Annotated in this window: 24 protein-coding genes; 12 read left to right on the top strand and 12 right to left on the bottom strand. The window is 65.3% G+C overall.

The window, feature by feature from the left end; translation table 11 throughout:
* On the top strand, nt 1-239 hold a 239-nt coding region (locus AC1DT2_RS04595; RefSeq protein ID WP_477294698.1), incomplete at its 5' end, for a class II aldolase/adducin family protein.
* Nucleotides 236-811, top strand: a complete 576-nt coding sequence (locus tag AC1DT2_RS04590) for a 1,2-dihydroxy-3-keto-5-methylthiopentene dioxygenase (protein ID WP_477294696.1) — start codon at nt 236-238, stop codon at nt 809-811. The genes AC1DT2_RS04595 and AC1DT2_RS04590, both read left to right, overlap by 4 nt.
* A gap of 15 nt (nt 812-826) precedes the next feature.
* Here the strand turns inward: AC1DT2_RS04590 and AC1DT2_RS04585 are convergent, their stop codons facing one another.
* The gene (locus tag AC1DT2_RS04585) at nt 827-1,006 is read right to left on the bottom strand and encodes a hypothetical protein (protein WP_213947291.1); all 180 of its coding nucleotides are present in this window, start codon (nt 1,004-1,006) and stop codon (nt 827-829) included.
* Between the two features lie 315 nt (nt 1,007-1,321).
* Here AC1DT2_RS04585 and mtnC point away from each other — a divergent pair, with 315 nt between their 5' ends.
* Together mtnC and AC1DT2_RS04575 are read left to right on the top strand one after the other, a co-directional pair.
* Nucleotides 1,322-2,005, top strand: coding sequence for an acireductone synthase (gene mtnC / locus AC1DT2_RS04580; protein WP_213947290.1), 684 nt, complete (start codon nt 1,322-1,324; stop codon nt 2,003-2,005).
* Nucleotides 1,989-3,038 carry a C13 family peptidase gene (locus AC1DT2_RS04575; RefSeq protein WP_477294693.1) on the top strand — a complete coding sequence of 350 codons (1,050 nt, stop codon included), beginning with the start codon at nt 1,989-1,991 and terminating at the stop codon, nt 3,036-3,038. The genes mtnC and AC1DT2_RS04575 overlap by 17 nt, the downstream gene beginning before the upstream one ends.
* Nucleotides 3,039-3,166: 128 nt before the next feature.
* Here AC1DT2_RS04575 and AC1DT2_RS04570 read toward each other — a convergent pair whose 3' ends face one another.
* The 3 genes from AC1DT2_RS04570 to AC1DT2_RS04560 are packed head-to-tail and all read right to left on the bottom strand — an operon-like array spanning nt 3,167 to nt 6,141.
* Nucleotides 3,167-3,970, bottom strand: coding sequence for an amidohydrolase (locus tag AC1DT2_RS04570; RefSeq protein WP_063573726.1), 804 nt, complete (start codon nt 3,968-3,970; stop codon nt 3,167-3,169).
* Nucleotides 3,958-5,103 (bottom strand): pyridoxal phosphate-dependent aminotransferase, encoded by a 1,146-nt coding sequence (locus AC1DT2_RS04565; RefSeq protein ID WP_063573727.1) that lies wholly within the window; start codon nt 5,101-5,103, stop codon nt 3,958-3,960. The genes AC1DT2_RS04570 and AC1DT2_RS04565 overlap by 13 nt, the downstream gene beginning before the upstream one ends.
* A gap of 9 nt (nt 5,104-5,112) precedes the next feature.
* Complete coding sequence (locus tag AC1DT2_RS04560) at nt 5,113-6,141, bottom strand: LysR substrate-binding domain-containing protein (RefSeq protein ID WP_213947288.1); 1,029 nt, start codon at nt 6,139-6,141, stop codon at nt 5,113-5,115.
* Nucleotides 6,142-6,262: 121 nt separating this feature from the next.
* Here AC1DT2_RS04560 and AC1DT2_RS04555 point away from each other — a divergent pair, with 121 nt between their 5' ends.
* The gene (locus AC1DT2_RS04555) at nt 6,263-6,850 is read left to right on the top strand and encodes an FMN-dependent NADH-azoreductase (RefSeq protein WP_477294690.1); all 588 of its coding nucleotides are present in this window, start codon (nt 6,263-6,265) and stop codon (nt 6,848-6,850) included.
* A gap of 105 nt (nt 6,851-6,955) precedes the next feature.
* Here the strand turns inward: AC1DT2_RS04555 and AC1DT2_RS04550 are convergent, their stop codons facing one another.
* The 6 genes from AC1DT2_RS04550 to AC1DT2_RS04525 form a co-directional block, all read right to left on the bottom strand.
* The gene (locus AC1DT2_RS04550) at nt 6,956-7,102 is read right to left on the bottom strand and encodes a hypothetical protein (protein WP_157504460.1); all 147 of its coding nucleotides are present in this window, start codon (nt 7,100-7,102) and stop codon (nt 6,956-6,958) included.
* 239 nt (nt 7,103-7,341) lie between these two features.
* On the bottom strand, nt 7,342-8,154 hold the full coding sequence (locus tag AC1DT2_RS04545) for a ribonuclease H-like domain-containing protein (protein ID WP_477294687.1): 813 nt from the start codon (nt 8,152-8,154) through the stop codon (nt 7,342-7,344).
* Nucleotides 8,155-8,291: 137 nt separating this feature from the next.
* Complete coding sequence (locus AC1DT2_RS04540; protein WP_477294685.1) at nt 8,292-10,709, bottom strand: DEAD/DEAH box helicase; 2,418 nt, start codon at nt 10,707-10,709, stop codon at nt 8,292-8,294.
* An 89-nt stretch (nt 10,710-10,798) separates the two neighbouring features.
* Nucleotides 10,799-11,023, bottom strand: coding sequence for a hypothetical protein (locus AC1DT2_RS04535; protein ID WP_063572613.1), 225 nt, complete (start codon nt 11,021-11,023; stop codon nt 10,799-10,801).
* Between the two features lie 101 nt (nt 11,024-11,124).
* The gene (locus AC1DT2_RS04530; RefSeq protein WP_063572612.1) at nt 11,125-11,364 is read right to left on the bottom strand and encodes a hypothetical protein; all 240 of its coding nucleotides are present in this window, start codon (nt 11,362-11,364) and stop codon (nt 11,125-11,127) included.
* Between the two features lie 72 nt (nt 11,365-11,436).
* Nucleotides 11,437-11,841: a hypothetical protein gene (locus AC1DT2_RS04525; RefSeq protein WP_063572611.1), complete on the bottom strand. Its 405-nt coding sequence runs from the start codon at nt 11,839-11,841 to the stop codon at nt 11,437-11,439.
* Nucleotides 11,842-11,982: 141 nt separating this feature from the next.
* On the opposite strand from AC1DT2_RS04525, the gene AC1DT2_RS04520 reads away from it, so the two are divergent.
* Genes AC1DT2_RS04520 through AC1DT2_RS04510 form a run of 3 tightly spaced genes read left to right on the top strand, consistent with a single transcriptional unit; the run spans nt 11,983 to nt 13,544 of the window.
* Nucleotides 11,983-12,387: a hypothetical protein gene (locus tag AC1DT2_RS04520; protein ID WP_477294682.1), complete on the top strand. Its 405-nt coding sequence runs from the start codon at nt 11,983-11,985 to the stop codon at nt 12,385-12,387.
* Nucleotides 12,388-12,424: 37 nt separating this feature from the next.
* A complete protein-coding gene (locus tag AC1DT2_RS04515) occupies nt 12,425-12,814 on the top strand; it encodes a hypothetical protein (RefSeq protein ID WP_477294680.1) in 390 nt (129 codons plus the stop codon).
* A 22-nt stretch (nt 12,815-12,836) separates the two neighbouring features.
* Nucleotides 12,837-13,544, top strand: coding sequence for an SOS response-associated peptidase (locus tag AC1DT2_RS04510; RefSeq protein ID WP_477294678.1), 708 nt, complete (start codon nt 12,837-12,839; stop codon nt 13,542-13,544).
* Here AC1DT2_RS04510 and AC1DT2_RS04505 read toward each other — a convergent pair.
* Nucleotides 13,525-13,956, bottom strand: coding sequence for a hypothetical protein (locus tag AC1DT2_RS04505; RefSeq protein ID WP_063572607.1), 432 nt, complete (start codon nt 13,954-13,956; stop codon nt 13,525-13,527). The genes AC1DT2_RS04510 and AC1DT2_RS04505 overlap by 20 nt on opposite strands.
* 52 nt (nt 13,957-14,008) lie before the next feature.
* A complete protein-coding gene (locus AC1DT2_RS04500; protein WP_477294675.1) occupies nt 14,009-14,731 on the bottom strand; it encodes a murein L,D-transpeptidase catalytic domain family protein in 723 nt (240 codons plus the stop codon).
* A gap of 134 nt (nt 14,732-14,865) precedes the next feature.
* Between AC1DT2_RS04500 and AC1DT2_RS04495 the strand changes: the two genes are divergently transcribed.
* The 4 genes from AC1DT2_RS04495 to AC1DT2_RS04480 all read left to right on the top strand — a co-directional run bounded on the left by AC1DT2_RS04495 (nt 14,866) and on the right by AC1DT2_RS04480 (nt 18,366).
* On the top strand, nt 14,866-16,602 hold the full coding sequence (locus tag AC1DT2_RS04495; RefSeq protein WP_477294673.1) for a L,D-transpeptidase family protein: 1,737 nt from the start codon (nt 14,866-14,868) through the stop codon (nt 16,600-16,602).
* A 52-nt stretch (nt 16,603-16,654) separates the two neighbouring features.
* Entirely contained in the window at nt 16,655-17,386 is a 732-nt protein-coding gene (locus AC1DT2_RS04490) for a 2OG-Fe dioxygenase family protein (protein WP_477294671.1), read from the top strand.
* Nucleotides 17,387-17,460: 74 nt separating this feature from the next.
* The gene (locus AC1DT2_RS04485) at nt 17,461-17,829 is read left to right on the top strand and encodes a BON domain-containing protein (protein ID WP_477294669.1); all 369 of its coding nucleotides are present in this window, start codon (nt 17,461-17,463) and stop codon (nt 17,827-17,829) included.
* Between the two features lie 15 nt (nt 17,830-17,844).
* Nucleotides 17,845-18,366, top strand: a complete 522-nt coding sequence (locus tag AC1DT2_RS04480) for a hypothetical protein (protein WP_477294667.1) — start codon at nt 17,845-17,847, stop codon at nt 18,364-18,366.
* The last annotated feature ends 120 nt before the right edge of the window (nt 18,367-18,486 follow it).

The raw sequence follows: 18,486 nt of genomic DNA, 5'->3' as shown, positions 1-18,486 counted from the left end.
GTTACACCACGCACGAAAGCGTGCTCGACATCCCCGTTTTCCCCAACACGCAGCAGATGCCCGAGCTGGAGGCCCAGGTGGACGCCTGGATCGACGGCGGCAAGCCGCTGTATGCCTATCTGATCAATGGCCACGGCATTTATACCTGGGGCCGCGACATGGCCGAAACACGCCGCCATCTCGAGGCCCTGGAATTCCTGCTGGGCTGCGAACTCGACCTGAGGAGGCTTTCCCCATGAGCCGTCTGCGTATCTACAACGACAACCAGCACGACACCCCGGTAGTGGTCCACACCGCGCACGCCGACATCGCTGCCGCCCTAGACGCGGTAGGTGTGCGCTTCGAACAGTGGGAGGCGACGCAGGACATCACCCCCGGCGCCACCCAGGACGAGGTCATCGCCGCCTATCGTGCGGACATCGACCGCCTGATGGCCGAGAACGGCTACCAGTCGGTAGATGTCATCAGCCTCAAGCCCGACAACCCGGACCGCGCCACCTTCCGTCAGAAGTTCCTGAACGAGCATACGCACAGCGAAGACGAAGTCCGCTTCTTCGTCGCCGGGGCCGGCCAGTTCACCCTGCATATCGACGGCCGCGTCCACGAAGTGCTCTGCGAAAAAGGCGACCTGATCGGCGTGCCCGACGGCACCCCGCACTGGTTCGACATGAGCGAATCGCCCTACTTCGTGGCTATTCGCCTGTTCACCAATACGGAAGGCTGGGTGGCAAGCTTCACCGGCGAGGACATCGCCGAGCGCTTCCCGCGCATGAGCCCGCACCCGTCCGCCAAGGCATCCACCGCCGCCTGAGTCGAATTTGCGTGCTCAGGCGCGCACCACCTCGTCAACCACCTCGCGGATCACGCGCGCGAGGTGGTGGGCGGCCTCAGGCGAGCCCGCACCGCGAACCAGCAGATGTATCCCCGTCGACGGCAAGGCCGGCAGGCCCCATGTCTCGCTGACCGGCTTCAGCGCGGGTGGCACGTGCAAGGCCGTTCGGGGCACGACCCCGAGTCCCGCCTCCGCCGCTGCCCACAGCGCCGATACGCTGCTGGCCACCCGCCGATGACACCCCTCGCGCTCGTTCGCGTATCGAACAGGACGGCTCGCTCGCCCAGGCCTCGCTGGACTTCGTGACCCGTCGTGGCGATGACGGCAGCGTCGGCTGGAAGGTTCTGCAACTGGTGAAGACCGCCGACGGATGGAAGATCGCCAGCGAGTTCTTCACGGTGCGGAGCCTGCGCTGAGGCTCGGGCATTTCGCCTCCACGTCGCGTCGTTTATCCTGCTGAATCTCCCCGCTCCGCAGGTAAGCCCTCTCATGTCCGACATCCGCGCCGTCCTCACCGACATCGAGGGCACCACCAGTTCAATCGACTTCGTCAAGGACGTACTCTTCCCGTACGCCCGCAAGCACCTGCCGGCCTACGTCGAAACACATACCGACGAAGCCGAGGTGCAGCACTGGCTTTCGGAAGCGGCGAAGGAAGCTAACATTGTCGAGGCCTCGCGCGGCGAGATCATCGACCTGCTGATCGGCTGGATCGACGAAGACCGCAAGTCCACCGCACTGAAGGCCCTGCAGGGTCTCATCTGGCGGGAAGGCTACGAGTCCGGTGTGTTTACCTCCCACATGTATCCCGAGGTGGCCGCGCGGTTGCGCGCCTGGCACGCCCAGGGCCTCAAGCTTTACGTGTATTCGTCGGGCTCGGTCGCCGCGCAGAAGCTGCTGTTCGGCTTTACCGAGATGGGCGACCTGACCCCGCTCTTCTCCGACTACTTCGACACCCAGACCGGACACAAGCGCGAGACCGATTCGTACCGGAAGATCGCCGAAGCCATCGGCCTGCCGCCCGGCCAGGTGCTGTTCCTCTCCGATATCAAGGAAGAGCTGGACGCTGCGCGTGAGGCAGGCATGCGGACCACCCAGTTGATCCGGCCGCCACAGGCGCTGACGGATGCCGGCCACCCTGCCGTGGCGGATTTCGATGCCATCACACCTTGATCCACGGCGGCGGACGCCGATTTATGTGCTGGGCGCCTTCGTCGCCGGCGTGCTGCTCACCGTCGGCGTGCTGCACCTGGGCCCTGCCCCTGTAACGGTGGTCCGCGAGCCTGTGGCGGCAACCTCGCCGGCGCTTGCCGCCACGGCGCCGCCCGAGGCCGCGCCCGCTGCCGCGACGAGCACGGCCACCGATGATGAATCGGTGGATGTCGACTCCGGCGACTGGCCGAACGATGCGCCGACGCCGGAACAGGTCTTTACCGCCCAGCCTGAGACCTTACGCAAGGCGGTAGCCGCCCTGGCTCCGCGCACGCCTGGCAAGACCAACATCTACGCCCTGGCTTTCGGCGGCGATGGCTCGGAAGACGTGTTCCGCAATGAGGCCGAGTACTTCGACACGCTGGTGAGCAAGCGTTTCGCCAGCCCGGGTCATACGCTGGTGCTGGAGAACAATCCGGCGACATTGACGACGCGGCCGCTCGCAAGCTGGACCAATCTCGAAGGTGCGATCGACGGCCTCGCGAAGGTCATGGACACGCGTGAGGACATCCTCGTCGTCTATCTCGCCACGCACGGTGGAAGCGATCACTCGCTCCTCGTCGACATGGATCCCATCCCGCTCGACCAGCTCGACGCCGATGGCGTCTCGGAAATCCTCTCGCGGCACGCCTTCCGCTGGAAGGTGGTCGTGGTCAACGCCTGCTATTCCGGCGGCTTCGTCCCGAAGCTGAGTGGACCGGGCACCCTGGTGCTGACCTCGGCACGCACCGACCGGACCTCGTTCGGCTGCGGCGTCGATTCGGACATCACGTATTTCGGCCGCGCGTGGCTCGTCGATGGTCTGAACACGACGCCGGACTTCGTCGAAGCGTTCGGCAAGGCGAAAACGGAAATCGCTGCGTGGGAGAAGAAGGGCGCGCTCGAGGCGTCCGAGCCACAGATCGCTATCGGCGAAGGGATCGAGGACAAGCTGGCAGCGTGGCGGAAGAGCCTGAAGCCGGGCGCAGCGGTTCCGTTTGAACCCGCGAAGTAGGAGCCGATTCATCGGCGAATGGGTGCTTGCGGCAGCCTGGCCCGCTGCCGCGGGATCGCCGATGAATCGGCTCCTACGAAGAGCCGGTTATCCGGTTATCCGATTTATCCGGTTAACTGATTGGCCGGTCAGGCCGAGGTATCGAGGGCGAAGCGGTCGGCGTCCATCCACGCCGGGAAACGCTCGCGGTGTGCCTTGAGCGAAGCGGGGTCCAGGACCACGGTGATGACCTGCTCCTGCGCGCCCAGTTCCACCAGCGGCTCGCCGACCGTGTCGATCACGGCGCTATCGCCGGCGTAAGGCAGATCGTTGCCGTCCACGCCGACACGGTTCACGCCGATGACGTACGCGAGGTTCTCAATCGCGCGCGCCCGCAGCAAGGTCCGCCACGGATGGCGCCGTGCCGCCGGCCAGTTGGCCACGAACAGCGCCAGGTCGTAGTCCATGCCGCCGGCCGCTTCTTCGCGACGTCCGTTGCGCAGCCATACCGGAAAGCGCAGGTCGTAGCAGACCTGCGGCAGGATGCGCCAACCTTTCAGTTCCACGATGAGGCGCTCGTTACCGCCGCCGTAGCGTGTGTGCTCGCCCGCCATGCGGAACAGATGGCGCTTGTCGTAATACGCCAGCGAACCGTCAGGCGATGCCCACAGGAGCCGGTTGAAGACCGTATCGCCTTCGCGGATCACCAGGCTGCCGGTGAGCGTGGCGTTCACTTCGGTGGCCAAAGCGCGCATCCACGCCACACTGACGCCGTCCATCGTTTCGGCGTTGCCGAGCGTGTCGTTAGTGAAGCCGGAGAGGAAGGTCTCCGGAAGCACGATGAGGTCGCTGGGCGCTGCGCCGCGCACCAGCTTGCCGTAATAGTCGCGGTTGCCGGCGGCATCGTGCCAGCGCGTCGCGCCCTGGACGAGGGAAACGGTCAGAGTTTGCACAGCAGCTCCGCAGCGGCTTCCATGGTGGCGTCGTTCTTGGCGAAGCAGAGCCGGACCAGCCGCGTATCCGGCGCACTCTCGTAGAACGGGCTAAGGGGAATCGCGGCCACGCCGCCTTCGCGCACGAGCCATTCRCTGAAATTGATGTCATCGAGATCGCGGATGGCGCTGTAGTCGACCAGCTGGAAATAGCCGCCCGGAACATCGAGCAGTTTCAACCGCGACGGTGCGATCAGTTCACGGAAACGATCGCGCTTGGCCTGGTAGAACGCCGGCAGTTCGAGGTAATGCTCCGGCGTGGACTCGAGGAACTCGGCGAAGGCCCACTGCGCCGGACTGAACGTGCAGAAGGTCAGGTACTGGTGAACCTTGCGGAACTCGGCCGTCAACGCCTTGGGCGCAATCGCGTAGCCGACCTTCCAGCCCGTGCAGTGGTAGGTTTTGCCGAAGGACGAGACCACGATACTGCGCGTGGCCAGTTCCTCGTGGCGCAACACGCTCTGGTGTTCCGCACCGTCGAACACGATGTGTTCGTAGACTTCGTCGGACAACACGACGATGTTGGTGTCGCGCACGATGGACGCCAGCTCGTCAAGGTCGGCTCGCGAAAGCACCGCGCCCGACGGATTGTGCGGCGAGTTGATCAGGATCATGCGGGTTTTCGGCGTCACGGCCTCACGCACGCGTTGCCAGTCGATGCCGAACGCAGGCAGCGTCAGCGGGATATGCACCGCGGTCGCGCCCTGGAGTTCGATGGCCGGCTCGTAGCTGTCGTAGCAGGGGTCGAAAACGATGACCTCCTCCCCTGCCCTCACCACGGCGGCGATAGCGGAGAACAAGGCTTCCGTGGCACCCGAGGTGACCGTGACCTCGGTGTCCGGGCTGACCCGATGACCGTACAGGCGCTCGGTTTTCGCGGCGATCTGCTCGCGCAGCTTTGGAATGCCAATGCCGGGGGCGTACTGGTTCTTGCCCTCGGCCATCGCCCGCGTGATCGCTTCGCGCAGGGGCTCCGGCGGCTCGAAATCAGGAAAGCCCTGGCCCAGGTTGACCGCCTTGTGTTCCAGCGCGAGCTGGCTCATCACGCTGAAAATGGTCGTGCCGACCTTGGGAAGCTTGGTTTCGAGCTGCATCGAACATCCTTACTCGTTTGGATGGCCAAACGTGGCCGAAGGGCTCGATCCTAACATGCGCGCCATCTTGATCGCTCCTGCCTGGCTGGGATCGGCCGCCACCTTGTCGCAGTCCTTGTGGAACTCGGCCTGCGCCTTGGGCAGGCGATCGGCGAGGAAGTCGACGAAGCTGCGAATGGCCGGCAGCAGGCCACGGCGGCTCGGGTAGACGAAGTGCAGCGTCCCCTGGGCCGTGGTGTACTCGGGCAGCACCCATTCCAGCTCGCCGCTGGAAATCAACGGGCCACAGTAATCCTCGGGTAACAGCGCGACGCCACAGCACTGCACGGCAGCCGCGATCAGCATCGAGAAATCGCCACTGACCAGCCGCGGTTTGACCTCGACGGCGGCCTTCTTGCCGTTGGAGTCGACCAGCTCCCACACCTGCGCGCCTTCATGCTCGTACATGGACAAGGCCGGCAGCGCGGCCAGTTCGTCGAGGGTCTTCGGGCGACCGTTGCTGTCGAGGAACTTCGGGCTGGCCACCAGCAGGTTGCGCGCGAAGCCGATGCTGCGCAGGACCAGGGTGGCGTCCGTATCGAGCTTCTCGCGCACCCGGATCGCCACGTCGAAGGCTTCGCCGATAACGTCGACCCGGCGATTGGTCGCGGTCACGCGCACCTGCACCTTGGGGTGTTCGAGCAGGAAGGCCGGCAACATCGGACCGAGCACGTTCTGGGCGAGCGAGACAGGACAGCTCACGCGCACGATGCCCCTCGGCTCGGTGCGCAGCTCGTCCACGGCGTCCTGCGCCGCCCGTGCTTCTTCCAGAACGGCGCGGCAATGGGCGTAGAAGCGCTCGCCGATTTCGGTGACGACGAAACGACGCGTGGTCCGCTGGAGCAGCCGCACACCCAGCCGGTCCTCCAGCTGGGCGATGCGCTTGCTCAGGCGGGACTTCGGGATACCCAGGGCGCGCCCGGCGGCCGAGAAGCCCCCGTGCTCGACCACGGAGGCGAAGAAGTACAGATCGTTGAGGTCCTGCAGTGCGCCTTCCATCGGAATCCGTCGTTTCCAATTCGAAACAATGAGTCTACTCCAGGCGGGCTAATCAGGCGATTGTCGCCGGCGTATCGTTTCCTCCGTCCCGCATCCTGCGGTCTACGACTGAGGAACACCCATGAAACTCCTGCATCTCGATGCCAGCGCGCTTGGCGCCTATTCTGTTTCCCGCGGTCTGACGGCGGCCGTCGTGGCGGAGTTCGTGAAGAACCACCCGGGCGTCGACGTGACCTACCGTGACCTGCACGCCGCCCCGCTCGGCCATTGGGGCCTGCCGGCCGGTGAGAACGATCCGGCTGCCGCCGAGAACGCCGCAGTTCTCGAGGAATTCCTCGCCGCCGACGTCATCGTCATCGGTGCGCCGATGTACAACTTCGGCATTACGAGCTCGCTCAAGGCCTGGATCGATCGCATTGCCGTCGCCGGCAAGACCTTCCAGTACACCGCGGCCGGCCCCGAKGGCCTGGCAGGTGGCAAGCGCGTGATCATCGCGTCCTCGCGTGGCGGCGTTTACAGCCTCCCGGGTTCGCCAGCTGCTGGCATGGACTTCCAGGAGCCGTACCTGCGCGCGGTGTTCGCCTTCCTCGGTGTCACCGACATCGAGTTCGTCCGCGCCGAGGGTGTCGCCATGAGCGACGACCACAAGACGCAAGCGATCGGTGGCGCTATCGCTTCGATCGGTGGACTGCTGCGCAAGGCGGCCTGAGTCCGTTGTGGGAGCCGGCTATGCCGGCGATGGGGGTGCGGCACCTTGGCTATCGCCGCTGAAGCGGCTCCCACATTTGGCGGCTCCCACATTTGCCTGTCACCATCAGGAGCCCTGCTTGCCGGGCTTCTGGTTGGGATTATTCTGAGATTCCTTCGGATGGCCTTCGCCGGGCACCTTTGGCTTTCCCTGCGACGGCTTGAGATTCTCTTCGCGGTAGCCGGACGTCGGCTGTTTCTTTTCGTCGGTCATGTTGTACTCCTCGCGTATCGTCGTCAGCGCCGCTGTTGGCAGGCCGCATGGCCGCACTCGCAGGCACCACCCACGTTCTGGCTCTCGGCCGCCATGCGGCAACTTTCGCTGCAGAAGTCACGCGACACCGGGATCTGGCAGTTGCACCCGTCGTGATCGCAGGGTTTGGTCGCCTCGCTCATGCCTTCGCCTCCTTACCGCTTTCAACGGGATTCGAGCGAGCGTGCGCGGAACCGCGTCTATTTTTCGTTACCGTGCAGCGAACCTTCCTGCGCATGCCGTGCATCCAGCGCGGCCCAGCCGTGCGCCTCAACGAGCAGGCCGCTGAGGCTGCGCACGTCCTGCAGGTTATGTGCAGCGACGCGCACGAGATCGCCTGACGACCCGCCGAGAAGATACGTGAGCCATGCCCGCGGTGCTTCCGATCCCGGCAAATCGTCTTCGCGCACGATGCGCAGCAGGTTTCGTTCCGCCGTCTGCATCTTGCAGTTCTCCCACACCTGGCGGTATCGGCGGCGCACGGGGTGCAGCAGATCGACATGCGTCAGCCCGGCGAGTGGATTCGTCATGCGCGCGAGCCGATAACGCGTCGCGAGCAGTGGCGCGTCGTAGGATTTTCCGTTGTAACTGACCAGCACCGTGTCGGCGTCGATCCATTCGGCGAACGATCGCAACATGGCGCTCTCCGCCGCCATGGTGGTGATGTAGAGCTGGCGGACGCGCAAGCCGCCATCGTGCCAGTCGGCCGCACCGATCATGAAGGCGCGTGTGCCGGTGCCGCCGGCGAGCCCCGTGGTTTCGGTATCGAAATGCAGCACGTGTTCGCGGCGCGCGCTGGTGAGGCGAGCGAAAGTGAGATCGAGTTCGGACGGCGCATCGGGCCACGCGTAGCGCTGCTCGAGGTAGCGCAGGCCAGGGGCGATCTCTTCGCCGGGGACGTCACGGCTAAAGGTGCGTGGTGGCAGGCGCGGCTGGCCGAGGCGCTCGCGCACCCCCGCCATGCGGCGGAGCGCCGCCAGGTCGACGCCCGGCTTCTGTAGGAGCCGATTCATCGGCGATCCCTGCGGAGCGGGGCCGACACTGTTCGGACTGAGGCCGGGTTGGTTCGCCGATGAATCGGCTCCTACAGAAGCTGGAGATCGGCCGCCGGCCTGCTTACGGAGGGCGGCCAGTCTCGAGGCGAGGTCGCTCATGCGGCGGCTCCGAGCAGGCGTAGCACGCGCGCGGCGAGGGCGCGCGGCGTCTCCTCCCGGTTCTCATCAGCGGCCAGCACGGGGCCGACGCAGGCGGGGCAGCCCGCCTTGCATTCGCAGCCTTCGACCGTGGCCAGTGCATGCGTGACAAGCTCCGGCGCACGCCGGAACAACGGCTCGCTGAGGCCGACGCCCCCGGGAMAGTTGTCGTAGAGATAGACGGTGGGCAGGAAGCGCTCGAGCGCGTCCGCCAGGGCGAGCCCGCCATCCTGCGCACGAATCTGTCCACGACCCGCGGCATCCACCTGCGCCGACCAGCCGCCGTCGCCCGAACCCACCGCCTTCTGCAGGTCGCGCGGCTCGGCCATCACCGCCACCACGGCCGCCGTGTGTAGCGCATAGGCCGCACCGAGGAATCCGTCGAGCGCGTGCTGGCGCGAGCGAAACGCTTCGTCGAGTACCGTCTGCGGCAACTGCCACCAGACGGCGGTGGAATGGAGCTCCTGGTCGGGCAGGTTCACCGGTCCATAGCCGATGTTCTCGTGCGTGTAGTAACGAATCTTCTTGTAGCCGGACACGCGACGCACGACATGCACCTCGCCATGACGTGCACTGCCCTCGCCCGCCTTGCTACCGTCGAAACACTCAAGCTCTTTCAGTTTGGTGTAGTCGATGGCGTCCGTGTAGTAATCCACGCGGGTGCGCGTGCAGTACGCCTTGCGCCCGTCCCAATCGAGTTTTTCGACCTGGTAAGGCACCGACTGGATCATGTGGATCGCTCCCTCGTACAACGTCAGCGCCGCGGCCGAGTAGTCCACCTCGGCGATGATCGTCTGCCTGCCTTCCGTACGGTCGACGACGACAAAATTGCCATCGGCCACCGAACGAAGGCTCACGGCATTGGCCGGGTAGCTGTCGGCAATCCATTCCCAACGCTCGCCTTCCTGGTGCAGCACCTCCGCTTCGGCAAGTACCTGGAGATACGGCCCGGCATCATCGGGGCCGAACGCATCTCCCGCGACGAACGGCAGTTCGAAGGCGGCACAACGGATGTGGTCGAGCAGGATCAGCGGCTGATCGGGCTGGATGCGCGCCTGCTCCGGGGTCGCCTCGGTGAGGAAGGCCGGATGTCGCATCAGGTACTGGTCGAGCGGCGCACTGGTGGCGACCAGCACGCCGAGCGACGGCTGCTGGCGCCGTCCGGCGCGACCGAATCGCTGCCACGTGGSGGCGATCGAGCCCGGATACCCATTGAGCACGACCGCGTCGAGGCTGCCGATGTCGACGCCGAGCTCCAGCGCGGACGTGGACACGATGCCGTCGACGTTGCCCGCGCGCATCGCACGCTCCACCTCGCGCCGCTCGGTGGGCAGGTATCCGCCACGGTACGCGCGAATGCGCGCCGGCAGTCGCGTGTCGTGATCGAAGACATCCTTCAGGTATTTGGTGAGTACCTCGACCATCAGCCGCGACTGCGCGAACACCAGTGTCTTCATCTTCGCCTTGATCGCCACGCGGGCGATCAGGTTGGTCTGCGACCGTGCGGATGCGCGCAGACCGAGATCCGGGTTGATCACCGGCGGGTTCCACAAAAGGATGTGCTTGTCGCCGCTCGGCGCACCGCTGCGCGTGATGGTGACGACCTCGTCCTCGATCAGCGCCTGGGCATGTTCGGTAGCGTTGCCGATGGTGGCCGAGCACAGGATGAACTGTGGTTTCACCCCGTAGAACGCACAGATGCGCTTCAGGCGCCGCAACACGTTGGCGAGGTGCGAGCCGAACACACCGCGATAGGTATGGATCTCGYCGATCACCACGTAACGGAGGTTTTCGAAGAACTGTGCCCACTTCGTGTGATGCGGAAGAATGGCCTGATGAAGCATGTCGGGATTACTGACGACCACATCGCCGTGCAGGCGGATAGCCTGACGCGCGTCGCCTGGGGTGTCGCCGTCGAAAGTGAAGGCCTTGACGCCTAGGTCGCCCGCCCGGTTCAACTCGAGCAACTCGGCGACCTGGTCCTGGGCGAGTGCCTTGGTCGGGAACAGGTACAAGGCCTTGGCGCCGGCCTCCAGCACCGAGGCGATCACCGGCAACGTGTAGCAAAGCGTCTTGCCCGAGGCGGTCGGCGTCGATACGAGGACATGACTGCCCGAGCGGGCGGCTTCCCAGGCCTCCTGCTGGTGGCTRTAAAGGCGCTCGATACCGTGGGCGGTCAGTGCCTTCGACAAGCCGGCGGGCAGATTGTCGGGCAAGGGTACGAACTGCCCCTCCCGACCGAAGACGGTGAAGGCCGTCGCGACCCGGTCGCTGTATTTGTCGCTGAGTCGCCGCGCAAGCGTGCTTCCGTCATGGTTAGTCGCCAGTGCGGAATCCGCCTCGTCGGTCAGGCGGGATGTGAGGTAGGCGGCCATGGCGGCATCCGGGAGGCAGGGACGCCTCTTATCCCGCCCGGCGATCTCAAATCCTGCGACGCCTGCCGAAACTGTTCATACCTCGAGGGTCAGGGCGTGCCCCCGTCGGCAACCCGCCAGATGCCGGCTTCATCCTCGACCTTGATCGCCACCTCATGTCCCGGCAGATTCTGGATCGAACTGGTGAGGGTCAGCGCATGGCGCATGGCATCGTCACGGGTCGCGAACTGACCGACCAGTTCGGCATTACGGCGCAGGGTCCATTGACCGTGTGCCGAGGCATTGAAGGGAACGTAGAGGATCGTGCGCTGCAAGGATGACACTCCGCCGGAGAGGGCCGGCGGCCCTCATGCAAGCGAAGCTAGGTGGCTTATCGTCGCGGAGGCGTTACGAGGAGGTCGCCGCGCCGGTCACGTCAACCGGCCGAGGTGGTTCGTGCCAGGTCGAGCCAGTCCGCATGGCTGATGCCCCGCTCCATCGCCGCATTCACCGCCACCCGTTCGTCCTCGAACTCTTCGAGCAGCGTGATCATGACGAAATCACGCGGGCCCGCATGAAGGGCGGGCTCGACGATGTACGCCGCTTTCCAGACCCCGGAGGGTGCTCTCAGCGTCCGTACTTCCACCGAATACTGGCCAACGGTTCGACGATGCACGATGCCACTCCCATTCGGGCGGTTGTGCCTGTCCCGATTCTTACGCCCTCACAGCGAAGATAACAAGCCGCTTCAGGCCCTGGGCGGAGCCTGTGCCGTCAAGCCCTCGCCACTGGCGGGGATCGAGAAGGATTTCGTCTCGCCCTGGCCGACCGACGCGTCGACATCCAGACGATCGCCGCTGCATGCGCCATGCGTCAGGACGCTCAGCTTGCGCGTGCCGGCAGGGACATGAAGGACCAGCTGTTGCCCAATTTCCATATCTGCCACGACCTTGTCGTCGAGATAGACGGCATTGGAGCAGCCGGCGCCCCACAGGCCTTGTTCGCGGACGATATTGAGCGTCGCGTCGCCATCGGTCGTGTCCTGATTCGAGAACGTGGTGCTCGAAAGGACGTCGTGTATGCCGACGTGGCGCTGGTTCTGGGTGGCGCAGCCGGCGAGCAGCACGACGCCGGCAAGGGCGAGATAACGCATGGGAGTGGCTCCACGGGGAATGTGAAGAGCATTGGTTTCCGCCCGTGCACGATCTGTGAATACGCACCCGCATCAGCGCCGCCACGCCGCGTAGACACCCGCCCGCCAACAATCCCGCGCCACACTCCTAAGGAAGCGCCCATGGCCAGCCGAGACTGGATCGACATCGAATCGTTTGAAGCGATCGACGACACCGAGCAATTCGACCGTCCTGACATTCCCCGTGTCGAGGCCGTGCTCAGCGGCGCACCCGAGCGCGACTGGCAGCAGTTCTTCATCGTCCGCGCCCGCGCCCTCGAACAGACCCACCCGGGGCTGAAGATGGAAATCCTCGCCGACCGGCTGGGTTTTCACACCCGCGCCAGCAACGTCGAGGAGACCTGTCGCCTGGTTAACGACGCCGTGCAGGGCACCAATCAGGACTTCGCCGCGCAAAAGGCGGCGGAGGAGCAGCGCGTCGCCGATCGCAACCAGGAGGTTCGCGAACTGATGGCGCGGGTCAAGACGATCAACGGCGCCTGGTCGCCGCGGGAACCCACGGGCTGACACCCCACGGACAGTCTGGGAGGGATAGAATCCGCCCATGAACTCCAAACCGTCAGCCACTCCCTCCGCCCTGGTCTTCGATCGGGCGAGCATGGTGGCCGAGACGGTGGCCATGGTCCTCGAGGATGCCGGCTACCAGACCCGGGCGACGGTGACCTATCGGGAGGCCCGGCGGGCCTTCCAGGAAATGAGCGAGCTGGTCCTGATGGTGGTGCACGCAGACACCCCGGGCGAGCGGCGTGGCAGGGAACTGCTCAATGCCGCGCTTCGCGATCGGCCGGACACCGCCATCGTGATCGTATCGAGCCGGTTGCCGGAAGACCTCGAGCCGGCACCGCGTTCGGCCGTGTTCCTCGTCAAGCCCTTCGACCGCGAGCAATTGCTCGACGCCGTCGAACGGGCCCGCCTGGCACGGCCGGTCGCCTGACGGACACATCGACGCCGCTGACATGTGCGGACGCTATGCCACCTATGGCCCGGTAAGCATGTCGCGCGATGCCCGCGAGGTGCTCGAGCGCCTCGAGCTGGACCTGACCAGCGAGATCAACCAGCGCGACGATCACTTCAATATCGCACCTACCCAGCGCGCACTCGTGGTCACGGCGGAAAATGCCGAACTGCACGTGGGTCTGCACCGATGGGGGCTCATTCCTTCCTGGGCGAAGGACATGAGCATCGGAGCGAAGCTGATCAATGCACGCCGCGAAGGCATCGCCGCCAAGCCCGCCTTCCGTGCCGCCATGCGTCGTCGGCGCTGCCTCATTCCCGCATCGGGGTACTACGAGTGGCAGGGCGAGAAAGGTCACAAGCAGCCGTTCTTCATCCGGCCGCCCGACGGCAGCCTGATGTTGTTCGCGGGCTTATGGGAAACCTGGCGCGACGCGGACAACCAACCGCTGCGCACGTACACCATCATCACCGGTGAACCCGGCAAGATCGGCGGCGACATCCACGACCGGCAACCGGTGATTCTCGCGCCGGATGCCTGGGAAGACTGGCTATTTGCAGCGCCCGACAAGGCCGTCGCGCTGCTGGATGCTGCTAACGAACCGGACCTCGTCCACTACCCCGTGACGAAGGCGGTCAGCTCGCCAAAAAACAATGGGCCCGAACTGGTCGAGCCCATCGAGCTCCCGGTTACTGGGCCGGAGGCGTAGCCGACGACGACGGAGCAGCCGGTGCGACGGGGGCAACCGGTGCCGCGGGAGCTATCGGCGCCGCGGGGGCAGCCGACGAGAGGCATGAGATCGCTTCGTCGCGATAGCTGCTGTTGTAGTCGCTCTTCGGCTTCTTCAGTTCGTACATCACGACCTGCGAACCGGAACCGTTGGCCGTGATTTCCAGGCGCTCATAAGAGCCATCCTTGCTGGCCGTGACCGTACCCTTGGCGTCCTTCGCGTCGCCCTTGGCATCGGGCGCCAGCGCCTGCCACTTGGGCAACACGCACTGCACGTAGGCCGTCACGGTCTTGTCCGACTTGCTGCTGAGCTTGGGCAAGGTGTCCTTCATGCCGCTGGTGGCACAACCGGCGAGGAGGACGGTGGCGGCGATCGCAAGAACGTGTTTCATGCTGGATTCCACGGTTAGGTCCCGGGATTCTAGCGGGTTCGGACGCTTGCCATCAGCCACCGGCGCGAGCGATCGCATTGGCTTCGACGTGTGCCAGCTGGCCGTTCGTGCATTTGAGGTAGCCGGACGAGGCAAGCCAGCGTTTATCGGGGTAGTAGGAGAACACCATCTGTCCGCCCTTGAGGGCGTCGATCAACTGGTGCGCGATCGCGATACGGACGGCCGGGCAGCCCCAGCTGCGACCAATGCGACCCGCGACCTTCGCCATGGCCTCGTTCACATAGGCAGCGCCGTGGATCACGATGGCCCGGGCCAGCGCCTGGTCGTTCACACCGGCCTCGAGCCCGGTCAGCCTCAGCGAATACCCATTCTTTCCCATGTAGGTATCCGACGTGCGAAAGAGGCCGATGCTGGAGGCGAGGCTTTCCGGCGCGTTGGAGAATCGTGTGGCGTTCGCGTCACCACTGTTCTTGCCATGGGCGACCAGCTCCTGGAACAACAGCTTGCGCTTCACGGTATCGAACACCCACAGGCGCGGCTCCGAGGACGGCTTCGAATAATCGATCACGGCCAGGCGGTCGGAGGGGGCACCACCCTGTGTCTGCGCGCATTCCGATGCCTGGACGGCAAGTCCGATCACCTTGGGGTCGGCGGAGGGCGCCAGCTTGGCCAGTGCATCGCCAAGCGTGTCGGCGGCGTGGGCCTGGGCGGGGAGGAAGCATACGGCGCCGAGCAGCGGCGCGGACGCGATAAGCGTTCGGAGCGATCGAATCATGCGGTGAGCCGGGTGGTGTTGCGACGGGGCATCCTAACGCGCTGATCATTTATTGACCACAACACCGTCACATCGCTGCCCTTGAACTGTGTGAAAGCGTGCAGGTACACCAACGAATCTGGAATCGATAGATAATGACTATGGAAAAATACGTACACGGCAGGCTTTGCGTATCGCTCATGGCCGCCCTCCTGCCGCTTTCCGTCGCGGCGCAAGCACCGCCAAGTGCGGCCTCCGCGGCGTCGCCACCGCCGATCGTGGCCCAGCTACCCGCCACCGCAGCCACCGTCGCGGCACCCACGCCCCCACCCGCCGACGACCTCGTGGGTACGGCGATTTACGGACGCATCCAGCAGATGACCCCTCTGCAGGGCGGTCCCCTGAGCCGGCCGAATGCCGCACTCGGTAAGGCGGTGAGCGACTTCTACGCCCAGCGCCACTTCACCGCCGCGTGGTCCCAGCCCGCTAACGTCCAGCAGTTGCTGGCCGGCCTCGCCTCGGTCGAAGGCGACGGTCTGCTTCCGGACGATTACGGCCTGCCCGCCCTGAAAGCCACCACGGAGGCGCCCGACTGGGCCACGGCTTCACCCGAGCGGCGTGCGGATTTCGATGTCGCCGCGACTGGTGCGTACATCACCGCACTGGTCCAGTTGGCACGCGGCAAGGTGGACCCCATGCGCCTGGACCCCACCTGGAACTTCGACCCCGCCTCGATCGATGCACAGCAGGGCATGTCCATGCTGCAGACCGCGATCGACGAAAGCAGCGTGGACCAGGCCTTCGCCATGGCACGTCCGCAAAACCCGCTCTATGCCCAACTGCGCGACGCACTCACGCAGTTGCGCGCCACCGCAGCCCAGGGCGGTTGGCCCCTGGTTCCCGATGGCCCGTCGTTGAAGCCGGGCATGAAGGATCCACGTGTGGGTGCACTGAGGGCGAGGCTCGTCGCCGGAGGCTACCTGGACCCTACCCTCGCCCACGGGGATCGCTATGACTCGCCCTTGACCGACGCCGTAAAGCGCTTCCAGGCCGATCAGTACATGGACGCCGACGGCAGCGTCGGTACCGATACGCTCGCGGCACTGAACGTACCGGTCGAAACACGCATCGGCCAGGTGCGTGTGAACCTTGAACGCGCGCGCTGGCTGCTGCACGCCCTGGAGGGCACCTTCGTGGTCGTCGACGTGGCCGGCTACAAGATCAGTTTCTACCGGGATGGCAAGCCCGTGTGGAAGTCACGCGTGCAGGTCGGCAAGCCCTATCGCAGCACGCCGATCTTTCGCTCGCAGATCACCTACATCACGTTCAATCCGACCTGGACCGTCCCGCCGACGATCCTCAAGAACGACATCCTGCCGAAGGTCCGCGCCAACAGCGCCTACCTGGCCAACAACCGCATTCGCGTGCTCGACAGCGCCGGCAACACGATTTCCGCGTCGGGTGTGAACTGGTCGAACCCGCGCGGCATCACGCTGCGTCAGGATGCCGGCCCGGGCAATTCGCTGGGCCAGGTGGTGATCCGCTTCCCCAATTCCTTCTCCGTCTACCTGCATGACACGCCCCACCAGGACCTCTTCTCGAAGGCCAGGCGCGACACCAGTTCGGGCTGTATCCGCGTCGAGCACCCTCTCGAACTCGTGCAGTTACTTTTCAACGACGACCAGAAATGGAATCGGCAGGCCATCGACGATCGCATCGCCACGAAGAAGACGCAGAACGTGACGCTGCCCACCTCTGTACCGGTGCTGCTGGCCTATTGGACCGTGGACATCGGCGAGGATGGCAAGCTGGCCTACAAGCCGGACGTATACCAGCGCGACGGCGCGCTCCTTGCCGCGCTGGATAAGCCCCAGCCGCTGCGCACGCCCTGAGCGGGCCTGTTTGCCGCAGGTGGCCCGGGCGTCGGGGTCGTATACTGGGGCGATGAACGTCCCCCTCGAAGCGACCGAAACCACCCTCCACGACCAGGTTCGCGACGAGGGCTTCGCCTTCGTACAGGGTGACGCCATGCGCCGACTGGTCGAGCACATCGCGCCGGTGACCGACTGGGAGGCGTTTGCCGCCAGCTGGAATGCGCTCGAGCCGGACACGTACCTCGCGGCAACCGGGCGCTTTCGCCGACGCCGCCATGCCGTGTTCGCTGCATCGCCGTTCGGCCACGTCGAAGCCCGCCCGCACCAGGCGCACTTCCAGACACTCTCGTACAACGCGCTGCAAGGCGACATCGAGCGCTGGTTCGCCCCGGTGCTGCCGGAGATCGCCCAGAGCGAGACCCTGCGCGCGATCCTCGACTTCTGCCGTGACTTTTTCGGCGGACTGTCGCCGGAGGTGGCCCAGTGGCACGTCGAGGCACACCAGTTCCGTATCGAGGCCACGGCCGGTGCGGCAGGCGAGCCGACGCCCGAAGGCAGCCACCGTGACGGCGTCGATTACGTGTTGGTGCTCCTGATCGATCGCGAAAACATCGCCAGCGGCACGACGACGATTCACGCGCCCGACGGGCGTTCGCTGGGTGAGTTCACGCTTGCCCACGCATTCGACGCCGCGCTGATCCACGATCCGCGCGTGTTCCACGGCGTCACGCCGGTCACGCCGCTGGACCAGAGCAAGGCCTCCCACCGGGATGTGCTGGTCGTGACCTTCCGCGCGGTGTGACCATCGCGCCGGCTGCACCGGCGTTTCACGGTCGCTGAGGCGTACTGCGCGCACCGCAGCCACGGAGCCTCACCGTGACCACACGATCCACTGTCCTGTTCCTCGTCACTGCCCTCGCGGCGACCGCCGCGTTTGCCCAGGACGCGCCGAAAGCCGACAACACGAAGATCAACCAGCGCGACCGGCAAGGTGGGCAGACCACCGCCTTCGACCAGCCGAACGACGCGGAAGACATCAAGGTCGCCGCCGCCGTGCGCAAGGCCATCGTGGGTGACGATTCGCTCTCCCTGTCCGCGCACAACGTCAAGTTCATCGCCTCCGACGGCACCGTCATCCTGCGCGGTCCTGTAAAGGACGACGCCGAGAAGGCGCGCGTCGAGGCGATCGTGAAAGCCGTGCCCGGCGTGGCGAATGTCCAGAACCAGCTCGACRGCAAACACTGACCCGCGAGGACCATCATGAAAGCATCTGTCTACTGCACGACCCGCACCGTCGAACAGGCCGAGCACATCGTCCTCGAGCTCAAGCAGGCCGGTTTCACCAGCGACGACATCTCGGCGCTCCTTCCCGACCGTCGCGGCACGCGCGACTTCGCGCACGAACACCACACCAAGGCGCCTGAAGGCGCGACCACGGGTGGCGTCCTCGGCCTCGGTCTCGGCGCAGGCCTCGGCTGGCTTGCCGGTATCGGTGCGCTGGCGATTCCTGGTGTCGGTCCGTTCATCGCTGCCGGACCGATCATGGCCGCGCTTGGCGGCGCGGCGGTCGGCACGGCGACGGGCGGGATCATCGGCGCGCTCGTCGGCATGGGCATTCCCGAGTTCGAGGCCAAGCGTTACGACGCCAAGGTACGCGAAGGCAGCATCCTGATTTCGGTACACACCGAAAGCAGCCAGCAGCGCGACGTGGCCAAGGATGTCTTCAAGCGCAACAACGCCGACGACATCTCCAGCGGGTCGGAAGCCAGCGTTCCTTCCTGAATAAACCACCCTGAATAAACCACGCGCTATTTTTGTAGGAGCCGATTCATCGGCGATCCCGCGGCAGCGGGCAAGGCTGCCGCGAGCACCCAATCGCCGATGAATCGGCTCCTACACAGA

Source organism: Luteibacter sp. P4_E6, assembly GCF_056401535.1.
This window is presented reverse-complemented; position numbering and strand designations above follow the sequence as displayed.